Below are 13,036 nucleotides of genomic sequence, written 5' to 3'. Positions count from 1 at the left end.
GTCTCTTCAGATCTACGGATTTTCGCCATGCCACGAAATTAGCATCATGCTAGCAAGTTAAGCGAACACTGACATGATAAATTAGTGGTTAGCTATATTTTTTACTTTGCAACAGAACCATAAATATTATTAGTTATTTTATAGCACTCCTTTTATAACATTGCTAATTTTAATTGATCTATAACGCCACTTGATGATCCAGGAAAAGCAAAGATCATTTCATTTAAATCTTGAGCCGTTAATTTTTGGTTTACAATGAAAGTTAATAAATTAACTAAATCTGGTGCATCATCAGCATATATAGCAGCTCCTACTAATTGTTTATCATTATTTAATACAATTGTCATTTCAGCTTCAGTTTCATTTTTGTATTCAAACACCATTTGTTTACCAAAAGGAATATCTATCACTTTATAGTCCTCACTAGTATTAGCTTCATCTACAGAAACTCCAATATTAGACAATCTTGGTAGTGTATATAAAACTGAAGGTATTGCAGGATAGTTAATAGGATTTTTATTCATACCCAAAATATGCGCAGCAATATAGTTAGATTCAAATGTTGCAGTAGGTGTTAATTTAGGAATTACTTTATCTAACACATCACCACTAGCATAAATATTAGGGATATTTGTACGTAAATATTCATCTACCTGTATACCTCGAGTAGTGAAATTAACGCCAGCTTCTTCAAGGCCAATACCGTTGACATTTGGTCTACGTCCAGTAGCATCTAACACATAGTTAGTAGTAATCTCTAATCCTGATTCTGTTGATACAGTATAATTGTCACCTTGCTCTTTAATTACAGTAGTATTTTCATTCATATGGAATTGAACTCCTTCTGCTGCCAATTTGTCCATTAATTTAGCAATATGTGCTGAATAAAAACCTTTGAGCGGTTCATCGTCAACATGAATCATATGAGTTTCTACACCAGATTTAATGGTTATGCTAGCAAATTCAATACTAATAATACCTACACCTATAAATGTGATACTATTTGGCATTTGCTTTAAGGATAAGAAGTCTCTACTATCGTGCGTATATTCAGACCCTTCAATATCTAACTTATTGCTGTGTTGACCTGTTGCAATAACTATGTTTTCAACATAATATTGTTCGCCATCTACTAAGAGGTGATGCTCATCTAATAATTTTCCTGCCCCTTCAATAATATCTATACCTTGTTGTTCAAATAAACCTTTCAAAGTATTTGCCATAGGGTCAATGATTTTATGTTTATAAGACATAAGGTTTTCCCAATTCACTGATAATGCTTCAGTATTTATTATGTTGGGATAGTGTGAAGCTTGCTCTAGTACTTCATAAGGGTTTTCCAATAAAATTTTGGCATTGCACCCATAGTTTGTACAAGTACCTGCTATACGATCTTTTTCGACAATAGCAACCGATTTCCCCGCTTTGTTTAAAGTCAGCGCACCATGCCAAGCTGCGTGTCCACTACCTAAAAATACGACATCATATTGTTTCATTTGAATCATCCTTTGTAATAGTTTTCAACGTTTCTTCTAAATTATCCATAATACTTTTGGCTTTCATATATTCATCTACATCAAATTGTGAAGAAACAAATTTAGCAATAGCTTCATGTACTGCTTCTTGCTCATTTAGACCTTTTATCGTTAAAGTTATGATAAGGTTACGTTTATCGCTTTCATCTCTATTTCTTTGAACCCAGCCAGCTTGCTCAAGTCTTTTTAGTAATGGGCTTAGGGTATTACTTGCTAGATTCAACTTTTTACCAATGGATAATAAAGTTTGAGGGTTTTCTTCCCATAAGGTTAATAGCACTAGATATTGAGAAAAAGTTAAACCGAATTGACTTAATTGCTTTTCATAAAATTTGTTGAATAATTTGTTAACATTATAAGCAGAAAAGCATAGCTGATGTGTCAATTTCATTTCATCATCAATCAATTTAATCACTCCTATTCTCATTAAAGAATAATCAATCGCAAACGATTAATCAATTAAAAAACTTGTAATGAACCACATATTTTTGTTTAATTGATTTCGATTTTAAAAATAGTGCGTAAAACTTATGGCTTCAGGGTATTGTTCAAAAGAGGAATGAACAAGTCATTAAAAATATACGTAAAATAATTGAAAAAAGAACTATAATTTAGTTCTTTTTTCATACTTATATATCGTCGTTTAACGATATGATGATTTGAGTGTTTTGTAAATTTTTCCATAATACTAATAAAAAGGAGTTTTAATAGTGAAAGCATGGCAATTAGAAAATTTTGGTTTAGATAACCTTAAACAAGTTGAACTAGAGAAACCCGAAATTACAGAAGATCAAATTTTAATTAAAGTTAACTCTGTATCACTTAATTATCGAGATACTGCAATTGTCGAAGGTATATATACGCCTGAATTATTAAAATTTCCGTTTATTCCTGTTTCAGATGCTTCAGGAATAGTTGTAGAAATCGGCTCAAAAGTTACCAAATTTAAAAAAGGTGACCGTGTTACCTCACATATGTTTACCAAATGGCTAGATGGAAAACCTAAAAGCGATGAACAATCACATGCCTTAGGTGCTACAGTAGATGGTGGACTTTCAGAATACATGGTATTGAATGCAAATGCAGCTGTATTCTCTCCTGAAACACTTACAGATAATCAATCGTCAACTTTGCCGGTAGCAGCATTTGTGAATTGGTTCTCATTAGTTGAGTATGGAAATATTAAAGCAGGTGATAAAGTTCTTGTTCAAGGCACAGGTGGCGTTTCTATATTTGCAATTCAAATAGCATCAGCATTAGGAGCAGAAGTTATTGCAACAAGTAGCAGTGACGAAAAATTAGAAAAAGCCAAAGAACTTGGCGCTTCTAAAGTAATCAACTACAAAACGCACCCTGATTGGGAAAAAGAAGTGCAAAAATTAACAAATGGTAAAGGTGTAGAACATATTGTAGAAGTGGTCGGTGGGTCAAGTATTGCTAAATCTATAGATGCTTTAGCTTTTCAAGGGCATATATATGTTATTGGATTTCTTGAAAATATGGAAGCAAATGTTAATTTATTCGCATTACTTGCTAAACAAGCAAGAATCCAAGGTATCAATCTAGGACACCATAGAGCATTTGAAGATTTCAATAAAGCTTTAGATCAAATAAATATAGATCCTGTAATTGATACGGTTTATTCATTTGACCAAGCAAAAGAAGCATATGAACATCAAATGGAAGGCGCGTTTGGTAAAATTGTTATAGATTTTAATAAATAGCCCCTGTTTTCTATATTAATAATTATTTTATGTAATCCTTCCTTTATATAAAAGAAGGATTTTTTAATATTAAAATTGTCTAATTTATCAGGTAATATAATTCTCATAGAGCAATTAAAATGAGATAATTAATTGAGAAATTGTGTTTATGTATTTTTAAGGTACACCCTAATCGTACAAAGTAAGTTGTTGAAATTATCGCAACTAAAACGTATGATTAGGGTGTATATTAATTATGGAGTGAAAATAAATGATTATAGGTTATGCGAGAGTATCTTCGATAGATCAAAATTTAGAAAGACAGTTGGAAAATTTAAAAACGTTTGGTGCTGAAAAAATATTTACAGAAAAACAGTCTGGGAAATCTATAGAAAACAGACCCGTACTTCAAGAAGTTCTTAATTTTGTAAGAATGGGAGATCGATTCGTTGTGGAGTCAATTGATCGTTTAGGACGTAATTATGATGAAATTATTGAAACTGTGAATTACTTAAAAGAAAAAGACGTTCAGTTAATGATTACAAGTTTACCTATGATGAATGAAGTTATTGGTAATCCATTACTGGATAAGTTTATGAAAGATTTAATCCTTCAAATTTTAGCAATGGTTTCAGAACAAGAAAGAAATGAAAGTAAACGTCGACAAGCACAAGGGATTCAAGTCGCGAAAGACAAAGGAATATATAAAGGCCGACCTTTACTCTATTCGCCGAACGCGAAAGACCCTCAGAAACGTGTTATTTATCATCGCGTGGTGGAAATGTTAGAAGAAGGGCGAGCAATTAGTAAAATTGCCAAAGAAGTTAATATTACAAGACAAACAGTTTATAGAATTAAACATGATAAGGGATTATCTTGATAAATTGATTGTCAATGCAAATGAGGGACTTTCACAGCGTCTCGAAACTCATATTATATGATTGAATTGAAATTTTAATAAAAGAACAAGAAAAAGAGTCGAGTTTCCCTTGATAATAAATTCATCCTTTCAATTGTGCGATGTGAAGCAACTATACATATAATTGAAATATAAAAGATTTGGTGTAAGATAAAGGTGAAAATATACACTTTGCCGATAGCGTATGCTAAATTTGAGGAGTGATAATTACTAACATTTGTCGTAGTCGCATCGTACTTGAGTTACTTGTTTAAAGCTTGATACATCCGGATATGAATTTAAAGCAACTTTAATCAAAGGTGTTCAAAATTTAAGGAGTGATTGGTTATGCGTAAATTTGGGAAAATATTTTCAGCAACAGTTGTTGTATCTACATTGGTTGCAGGATCATTAGCAGCATACATTACGACGAGTGATGCACAAGCAGCAGAACGAGTTCAAAAATGGGGTCATGGTGAAGGTGGGAACGGCGTCAGTACACAAAGTACAAAAGATTCACAATCACAAAAACCATGGTATAACTATGAAGGATATACGACATATGATCCAACATTTACCCTAGATTATAATTTTGTACGCGCAATGAAATATGATAATTTTACGCTCAATGGCTATAAAGCCAATCCAAAAGCTCATCAAACTCATGCTTATACTATAGATTCTTATGGTTCTAAAATAGATTTTAATGAAAACGATGAAGCCATCCAAATGGAATTCAATGCTAAATCCCACACAGTCACTAAAGCACAATTTAAAAAAACGCATGCATCAAATAATAGCACAGAAGAAGGAGAATCGGAGGAAGGTGGTACATTTATACCTTATAGTACTAATGACGGGGCTTACAAAGCTTTCTTTGATAAAGATGGTTATTTAACTCATATACGTATTGGTCAATAAATTGCAGAAATAATCTAATACATGACATTTTACAAAAGTAATCAAGGACACATACATTAGATGTATGTGTCCTTATCTTTAATATATTGTTATATTCATTTGGAGCCCATATATGACTTTTATTCTTTATATATTTCTTCATACATTACGTTTTCAAGTATTTTCACATGCATTATGTATTTTTGACAGAAGTAGGCGCTCAATATGCTTATGATCTTCGTTCACATCATTACATCAATCATAGATAGCTGCACAGTTGCGTATTTTACTTAATATAAAATCATATTATTCAATTGATAATTTTTGATATTACATATCAGGTGTATGGTTAGAATACTTCTAAAAACTTTATACTTAGTTTTTATTTTCCTCATTTGTGGTAAAAAGTAAACGTAAGGCTAAGGAGGAATAAAAATTGAGTAATAAAAAGCAAGAGCAATTAAATGAAGTAAAAAAAGATAATGATGGCAGAGCGATGACGACAAATAACGGGGTAAAAGTGAGTGAAGACGAAAATACGTTAACTGTTGGGGAGCGTGGTCCTAGCTTATTAGAAGATTTTCATTTTAGAGAAAAAATAATGCACTTTGACCATGAACGTATTCCAGAACGTATTGTACATGCTCGGGGCTTTGGTGCACATGGCGAATTCCAAGTATATGAAGACTTATCAGAATACACTTCAGCAGATTTTTTAACTCATCCCGAAAAAACAACTCCCGTATTCGTTAGATTTTCCACTGTTCAAGGTTCAAAAGGTTCTCCTGATACTGTAAGAGATGTACGCGGATTTGCGACTAAATTTTATACAGAGGATGGTATTTTTGATTTAGTAGGTAATGACATTCCAGTATTCTTTATCCAAGATGCGATTAAATTTCCAGATTTAATTCATGCAGTTAAACCAGAACCACATAACGAAATGCCTCAAGGTGGTACAGCACATGATACATTTTGGGACTTTTTCGCACAGAACCCTGAATCTACGCATACAACAGTCTGGGCAATGAGTGATCGAGGTATACCTAAAAACTTCAGACAAATTGAAGGTTTCGGTATTCATACATTCCGTCTAGTAAATAGTGAAGGACAATCATATTTTGTAAAATTCCATTGGAAACCACTTCAAGGCTTAGAAAGCTTAGTATGGGATGAAGCGCAAATATTACATGGTAAAGATATTGACTTCCATCGTAAGGACCTTTATGAATCTATTGAAAAAGGAGACTATCCTGAATGGGAATTAGCTTTACAAATCATTCGACCAGAACAAGAATTTGATTTTGATTTCGACATTTTAGATCCAACTAAAATCTGGCCAGAAGATCAAGTTCCAATTAAAAAAGTTGGTAAAATGACACTTAATCAAAATGTAACCAACGTTTTTGATGAAACCGAACAAGCTGCATTCCACCCAGGACATATTGTGCCTGGTATTGATTTCTCTAATGATCCATTATTACAAGGTCGTTTATTCTCATATACTGATACTCAAATTTCTAGATTAGGTGGTCCAAACTTTAATCAAATTCCAATTAACCGACCTGTAAATGAAGTACACAATAACCAAAGAGATGCGATGCATCAAATGAACGTTAACAAAGGTCAAGTTGCTTATCATAAAAATGGGCTTAATAATAACGAGCCTCATACGACATCGAAAGAAGAAGGCGGTTATGAACATTACCAAGAAAAAGTAGAAGGACGTAAAATTCAAAAACGTAGTGAAAGCTTTAAAGATTATTACAGTCAAGCTAAGCTCTATTTAAATAGTCTAACTCAAGATGAGTTTAATCACACAGTTGATGGGTTTTCATTTGAAATAGGTATGTGTGATTCAATTATGGTTAAACAAAATGCTGTTAACCAGTTAAACAAAGTAGATCGCACATTAGCTGAACGTGTTGCTAAAAACGTGGGTGTAGATGTACCTTCTGAAAATGAAGAAGTATCATCTGAAGCTAAAGATAGTCAATTGACAATGGAAAAATATGATATACCATTACAAGGGCATTCTGTAGCAGTTGTAATAAACGGAAATATTAGTGAGGATACGTTAAAAGCATATGCTGAAACATTTATCGAAAACAAATTAAACTACGCATTTGTGGGGCAACATCCTAAAAAAATATCAGAAGACTTTGGTATAACAGAAACGTATAATACTGCTCATCCAACATTATTTGATAGTTTAATTGTATTGTCAGATGGCACTGATATAAATCCAAATGCCGAGGCTTTCGCGGAACTCAATTACAAGCATGGTAAACCTCTAGTTGTTAATTCAGCTGTTGCAAAAGGCCTATCTGACGCTAAAATAAATTTAGAAGCACCTGGTGTTTTCATTTCAGATAAACCTCAAGTTATTATTCAAGCATTTAAAAAAGTCAGATATTGGGATAGATAATAAATTTTGAATTAACAAAAGTATTAAAAACCCCCAATCTATGGTTGTAGATTGGGGGTTTCGTCATCTCATTTTCACTGTTTATGAAAACCAACTCTTTTAAAAAGAGATGGTTTAAAAATTTTGTCTCAATAATGAACGATTTTTCTAACTAGAATTTTAATTATAGACATAAATTTACACTCTTTGTAATTCTAGGCTAGTTATTTTTTATGAAAAACTTTAATATACTTTTGTATATTTCGTTTTAGTTATTTTATGATTAATAAGCATTTTGTTAAAGAAAGGCCTTACTATTAACTATCTTATTTTTCATTCATTTTATTACTTTAAATAAACTGTAATTCATAAATGTTCTTATCTTCGTAGTTATTGAATGCATCTATATGCCCTTTTAAAATTATTTCTTGTTTTTTTCTACTCACATTATGATAATAGGATAACTTAATATTCATATTGGATTCGTAACCGTTATTTTTTATAGTATCTTCTAATTCATCAAATACTGTCTTATTTATAGGTAACATATAACCTTCTTTACTAGGTAACATATTAACATACTTTTTTTGAATAACTTTATCTTCACCTAATAAAACTTCAATGGTGATTTTTTTTGCTGCACCGCCTCCTAAATTATATAATTTCAAATAATCTTCAGTTTCTTCCACATTGGAAGTGGTGTTTTTTAATTTTAATTTTTGGTCTTTATCTCTAATTAATAAAACCTGATTAAATCCTAATGCAGGAATAAAACTTATTTTCATTTGGTAAAGTTGAACTGATACTGATACAAAATAAAATAACGCCATAATAAATGTTCCAAGCGATCCTATCGCTGATATAATATTAATCATATTTAGCTCCTTTTCTTTTTTAGGAAATAGTAGTAGGAAATTAAAGATAACATAAAACAATTTATATTCAACAATCTATGAATATAAATTTCATATTAACTATATAAAAACGAGCATTGGATACTAATTTTTTAGTATTGGATAAGAACTTCCCTTAGCACTTATAATTAGTCCAGCTCTCAACGTAGTTACTGGCACACCATATGCTCCTAAAATGTCTTTACACTCTAAGCGACTTCTTAAACATGGTGGTAATTCATTCGTATTTGGAATTAGGTCACTCATAAATATGATATGTTTAACTTTATCAAAACCTTGATGCTTTAGCAAAATTATCTGCTAATATTTCATCTATATCTTTAAAACTTGCTTGTGTTAACTTAGCTGAAGGTATGATTGAATGAACAAGATATATAGCGATATCTACGTTTTTCATTACTTCTGTTATCTCATTCTAATAAATTTAAGAGATGGAAAAGTTAAAGTGAAAAAATTGATAATCTCCATTAATTTTACTCTCCCTTGTCTTCTAAATTATTAAGATAACGGTATATTGAGTGATTTGGCTTATCACTTAAATATATTTAGAGACATTTAAAGCATAATAATTATTGATGATTTTCTAATTTATAACTTTATTTTTAAAACCTGAATTACTAAAATGATACCGCAATTATACATCATTTATTTTATATTATTAACAATAGCTTGTATAATCTAGATAGAGTAGAACTAAGTTACTATAAAGAGGAATTTAATGTTAAGTATTTTACAAGCAATTGGTTCAATTGGAACATTTATTATGGCGATTTTATATTTCGTTTCAGTAATGGTATAAGACAAATCAAGATTTCTTTTATACCATTCTTGGCCTTCGATCAGATTGTTATTGAACAAACTGACCGTTTGAAATTGAAGAATATAACTGAATCTGATACTGACTATGTAAATACTGCTTTTAAACTACAAAATTTAGGTGGAGGGACTGCTAAAAATATTGATATAAAAGTTTATTTAGATAAAGATGAAAATAAAGTTTTACAGGAAAAACATATAAATATTTTGCCTAGTAATAAATTTTATTTAATGCCTATTAATAAAAAGGCGTTTGAAGAGTTTGAAGATACAATTAAAAATAATGGCTATACAACTAATATGTATATAAATATAAAATATTTTAGCCAAATCTCTAAAAAGCAAAACAGTATCACATATAGAGTAAATATTGAGGAGTTTGTTAATTTAGATGATAAAGATTTGTATGAAATGACTTTTGATACTTTTAATTCATAAACCATAGTGAATTTCAAACGATAAGTATTTAATGTTTCTGCAAAAACGAGGGTTTTTGGTTTTATGAAAGCTATATCATTCGAATACTATCATTAAGCAATTTTTCTAATAGAAAATACAGAGTGTTTTGGCGAGACACTTGAAGGAACGGGATAAGCTGAAGACTACAGGCTGAATCTGTCCTCTAAGAAAGCGAGCCAACAATACGAAGTATTGTAAATAAAACAGCCAGTAAATGAATTTATAATAAATTCATTTACTGGCTGTTTTTCTAGTAATTATGTCCCTGACTCTTTTTAATTATTAGTTTACCATCTAATATAACTTACAGTTGTATTGTAATATTCTTCAAAACCATGAATACCATCTGCACCACCAAGACCAGATTCTCTCCAACCTGCGTGATAACCATTGATTGCTTCTTCAGCCTCGCAGTTCGCATAAACTTCTCCAAATTTTAAACATTCAGTAGCTGTCATAATTTCTTTTAAGCTTTCAGAGAAAATATAAGATGATAGACCTGCATTAGTATCATTTGCCATATCAATAACGTCATCAAAGTTTGTATATGTGGTTATAGCAAGAACAGGACCGAAAATTTCTTCTTTAAAAGCATTATCAGTTGCTTTTACATGATCTAAAATAGTAGGTGCATAGAAGAATCCTTCACGGTCTAATTTATGACCACCTAACACTAAATCTGCTCCATTCTTAATTGCTTCTTGAACTTTATCATCAATACTATCTAATTGTTTTTGATTCATAATTGCACCATAGTCAGTGTTTTCATCATATGGATCTCCAACTTGAAGAGCATCCATTTTATCTTTAACCTTGTTAATAAAGTCGTCATGTACATCTTCATGAACAAAGATTCGTTCTGGACATGTACATACTTGGCCAGCATTATTAATACGTGCAGTAACGATATAATCAACAGCCTTATCTAAGTCAGCGTGTTGTGTGACAAGAACAGGGGCATTTCCACCTAGTTCTAAGTTGAGTTTTTTTATGCTATCAGCCGCATTTTTAAATACAGCTTTACCTGCTCCCATGCTACCCGTTAGTGAAACAAGCTGAATATCTTTATGTGTCGCCAATTGTGTTCCAACTGTTTCGCCAGTACCTGGGACAATTTGGATGAGTCCAGCAGGAATAGTTGAATCACGGAAAAGTTCAGCAATTTTTAATGTTAATAATGTTGTTTCTTCACTTGGTTTGATAACGACAGAACAGCCAGTTACAATAGCTGGAATCACTTTACGCATAAGCACCAAAATCGGAGCATTCCAAGGTACAATACCAGCAGTAACGCCGATTGGTTTTTTTGTCAGTTGAATGGTTTCGTTTACTATAGTATTTTGTAATACTTCACCTTTGTTACTCATACTTAAACTTGCCATATAATCAATGTATTCTATCGATTTATCAATTTCACCTTTAGCTTGTGCTATTATTTTACCTTGTTCTTTGACGTATAAATGAGCGATATCATCTTTATGTTGTTTAAGTAAAGGAATTAATGATTTTGCACGCTCAGCACGTGTAGGAGCCGGTATTTTTTCCCATTCAAGTTGAGCGCGTTTAGATTTTTCAATTGCGTCGTTTACCTCTTCTTCAGTAGCAAATGTAATCGTATCGATTGTTTCTCCCGTTGCTGGGTTAATCACATCCAATGTTTCTTCAGATGTACTTTCTACAAATTCATTATTAATAAATAGTTGATTCGTCATTAACTACACCTCCTTGGATATAATTCCCGTAAAGTATTAAATTTAAACTATATCTGATAATCAGTAATTATGTTAATATCTTAGCTTCTTATTTTTAAGTGTATCTAGAAATTCATCTCCCCAATTACAAATTGAAAAAACTACTTTATCAAGCTTTAATCCTATTTTGGTCAACTTATATTCTACTTTAGGAGGTACTAGCGGGTAGGCTGTCCTTTCAATGATTTTGTCTTGCTCTAATTCTCTGAGTTGTCTTATTGACATACGTTGATTGATATTAGGAAGTTTGTTTTGTAATTCACTTAATGGTATTTGATAATCTAGAATAAGTTTTATAGACAATTTCATAGTAAATTATTAATTGAGTATAGTGTTTTATTGAAATAAAAATAGATTATGAGCATAACGCTAGCTTATTATATTGAACATTTTATAATAGTATAGAAATATAAATTGATTAATACACAATCCTCTTTTTGTCGTTATACTAGATTGAAATTGAAATATTTTAAAAAAAAGTATTAATGATGTTTCGATAACGATAAAATAGTGAAGTATATAATTATGATAATTTAGGAGGTAAGAAAATGAATAATGTAAAAGATAAAGTAGTTGTGATAACAGGTGCATCTAGTGGTATTGGTGAGGAAACTGTGAATTTGTTATCTGAAAATGGTGCCAAGCTTGTTTTAGGTGCGAGACGTTTAGATAGATTAGAAAAAATACAACAAAAAGTAGGTCGTGATAGTGTAAGTATTAAAAAAACTGATGTAACAAAGGCCGATGAAGTAAATGCATTAATTGAAACAGCTTATAATGATTTTGGCCGTATAGATGTTTTAATTAATAACGCAGGTCTTATGCCTCAATCCTTTTTAGAAAAGAATAAGCAAGATGAATGGAATCAAATGATAGATGTGAATATTAAAGGTGTATTATACGGCATTGGTGCAGTATTACCTTATATGAGAAAACAAAAATCAGGCCATATTATTAATTTGGCTTCTGTGGCGGGACATGTTGTTTTCCCAGGTAGTGCTGTTTATTGTGGTACCAAATATGCAGTGAGAGCGATAACTGAGGGATTAAGACAAGAAGAAGCTATAGTGGGTTCAAATATTAGAACAACAATTCTATCTCCGGGGGCTGTCAGCACCGAATTAACAGATCATATTAGTGACAAAGATATGAAACAAGATATAGATGAATTATATAAAAATGCAATTAAACCAGATGCTATTGCTAGAGCTATTAATTACGCAATTAATGAGCCGGAAGAATCTTCTGTAAATGAATTTATCATTCGTCCTAGTAGCCAAAGTTTATAATTTAGAATCTCTTATTTAGTAACTAATTTTAATAAAAAAGGCATGGCAATTTATTAAAATTGTCATGCCTTTTTTGTTAGACTAATTTCTGATAACGAGCGCTTATGTTAATATCTATGAATATTGTTTTTAATGGTTCTGTTGCAAAGTTGAATTTATAGTATAATTTTAACAAAAAGGAGTCTTCTGTATGAACTATTTCAGATATAAACAATTTAACAAGGATGTTATCACTGTAGCCGTTGGCTACTATCTAAGATATGCATTGAGTTATCGTGATATATCTGAAATATTAAGGGAACGTGGTGTAAACGTTCATCATTCAACGGTCTACCGTTGGGTTCAAGAATATGCCCCAATTTTA

Annotated in this window: 10 protein-coding genes and 3 pseudogenes; 7 read left to right on the top strand and 6 right to left on the bottom strand. The window is 31.3% G+C overall.

From position 1 onward, the window contains the following. Positions 1-152 precede the first annotated feature (152 nt). Positions 153-1,496: a dihydrolipoyl dehydrogenase family protein gene (locus tag ACP7BT_RS13245; protein WP_041080866.1), complete on the bottom strand. Its 1,344-nt coding sequence runs from the start codon at positions 1,494-1,496 to the stop codon at positions 153-155. Next, a complete protein-coding gene (locus tag ACP7BT_RS13240) occupies positions 1,483-1,941 on the bottom strand; it encodes a MarR family winged helix-turn-helix transcriptional regulator (protein ID WP_426303788.1) in 459 nt (152 codons plus the stop codon). The genes ACP7BT_RS13245 and ACP7BT_RS13240 overlap by 14 nt, the downstream gene beginning before the upstream one ends. 304 nt (positions 1,942-2,245) lie before the next feature. Here ACP7BT_RS13240 and ACP7BT_RS13235 point away from each other — a divergent pair, with 304 nt between their 5' ends. The 4 genes from ACP7BT_RS13235 to ACP7BT_RS13220 all read left to right on the top strand — a co-directional run bounded on the left by ACP7BT_RS13235 (position 2,246) and on the right by ACP7BT_RS13220 (position 7,464). Further along, positions 2,246-3,259, top strand: coding sequence for a zinc-dependent alcohol dehydrogenase family protein (locus ACP7BT_RS13235; protein ID WP_002483618.1), 1,014 nt, complete (start codon positions 2,246-2,248; stop codon positions 3,257-3,259). Between the two features lie 250 nt (positions 3,260-3,509). Beyond that, a complete protein-coding gene (locus ACP7BT_RS13230) occupies positions 3,510-4,118 on the top strand; it encodes a recombinase family protein (protein ID WP_002484385.1) in 609 nt (202 codons plus the stop codon). 366 nt (positions 4,119-4,484) lie between these two features. Continuing rightward, a complete protein-coding gene (gene isaB / locus ACP7BT_RS13225) occupies positions 4,485-5,057 on the top strand; it encodes an immunodominant staphylococcal antigen IsaB family protein (RefSeq protein WP_041080869.1) in 573 nt (190 codons plus the stop codon). 415 nt (positions 5,058-5,472) lie between these two features. Beyond that, on the top strand, positions 5,473-7,464 hold the full coding sequence (locus ACP7BT_RS13220) for a catalase (RefSeq protein WP_041080871.1): 1,992 nt from the start codon (positions 5,473-5,475) through the stop codon (positions 7,462-7,464). 329 nt (positions 7,465-7,793) lie between these two features. On the opposite strand, the gene ACP7BT_RS13215 is transcribed toward ACP7BT_RS13220, so the two are convergent. Both ACP7BT_RS13215 and ACP7BT_RS13210 read right to left on the bottom strand, forming a co-directional pair. Continuing rightward, on the bottom strand, positions 7,794-8,318 hold the full coding sequence (locus ACP7BT_RS13215; protein WP_041080872.1) for a hypothetical protein: 525 nt from the start codon (positions 8,316-8,318) through the stop codon (positions 7,794-7,796). A 129-nt stretch (positions 8,319-8,447) separates the two neighbouring features. Further along, positions 8,448-8,772: pseudogene (locus ACP7BT_RS13210) on the bottom strand (NmrA family protein); the annotation flags it as partial. Between the two features lie 254 nt (positions 8,773-9,026). On the opposite strand from ACP7BT_RS13210, the gene ACP7BT_RS13205 reads away from it, so the two are divergent. Next, positions 9,027-9,611: a hypothetical protein gene (locus ACP7BT_RS13205; RefSeq protein ID WP_426303787.1), complete on the top strand. Its 585-nt coding sequence runs from the start codon at positions 9,027-9,029 to the stop codon at positions 9,609-9,611. Positions 9,612-9,919: 308 nt separating this feature from the next. On the opposite strand, the gene aldA is transcribed toward ACP7BT_RS13205, so the two are convergent. After that, positions 9,920-11,344 carry an aldehyde dehydrogenase gene (gene aldA / locus ACP7BT_RS13200; RefSeq protein ID WP_041080873.1) on the bottom strand — a complete coding sequence of 475 codons (1,425 nt, stop codon included), beginning with the start codon at positions 11,342-11,344 and terminating at the stop codon, positions 9,920-9,922. A 72-nt stretch (positions 11,345-11,416) separates the two neighbouring features. After that, positions 11,417-11,653: pseudogene (locus ACP7BT_RS13195) on the bottom strand (winged helix-turn-helix transcriptional regulator); the annotation flags it as partial. A gap of 278 nt (positions 11,654-11,931) precedes the next feature. Between ACP7BT_RS13195 and ACP7BT_RS13190 the strand changes: the two are divergent. Both ACP7BT_RS13190 and ACP7BT_RS13185 read left to right on the top strand, forming a co-directional pair. Next, positions 11,932-12,672, top strand: a complete 741-nt coding sequence (locus ACP7BT_RS13190; protein ID WP_002483573.1) for an SDR family oxidoreductase — start codon at positions 11,932-11,934, stop codon at positions 12,670-12,672. 190 nt (positions 12,673-12,862) lie between these two features. Further along, positions 12,863-13,036 (top strand): annotated as a pseudogene (locus tag ACP7BT_RS13185) (IS6 family transposase); the annotation flags it as partial.

This window comes from Staphylococcus sp. Y174-1 (assembly GCF_049897865.1).
In the GTDB taxonomy this organism is placed as follows: domain Bacteria; phylum Bacillota; class Bacilli; order Staphylococcales; family Staphylococcaceae; genus Staphylococcus; species Staphylococcus saprophyticus.
The sequence above is the reverse complement of the archived record's forward strand: the minus strand, read 5'-3'. Positions and strand labels throughout refer to the sequence as shown.

What these genes read in the sequence shown, in the direction of transcription:
- aldA (WP_041080873.1), bottom strand. Translation starts at nt 11,344, where the DNA reads ATGACGAATCAACTATTTATTAATAATGAATTTGTAGAAAGTACATCT.
- ACP7BT_RS13215 (WP_041080872.1), bottom strand. Translation starts at nt 8,318, where the DNA reads ATGATTAATATTATATCAGCGATAGGATCGCTTGGAACATTTATTATG.
- ACP7BT_RS13230 (WP_002484385.1), top strand. Translation starts at nt 3,510, where the DNA reads ATGATTATAGGTTATGCGAGAGTATCTTCGATAGATCAAAATTTAGAA.
- ACP7BT_RS13190 (WP_002483573.1), top strand. Translation starts at nt 11,932, where the DNA reads ATGAATAATGTAAAAGATAAAGTAGTTGTGATAACAGGTGCATCTAGT.
- ACP7BT_RS13245 (WP_041080866.1), bottom strand. Translation starts at nt 1,496, where the DNA reads ATGAAACAATATGATGTCGTATTTTTAGGTAGTGGACACGCAGCTTGG.
- isaB (WP_041080869.1), top strand. Translation starts at nt 4,485, where the DNA reads ATGCGTAAATTTGGGAAAATATTTTCAGCAACAGTTGTTGTATCTACA.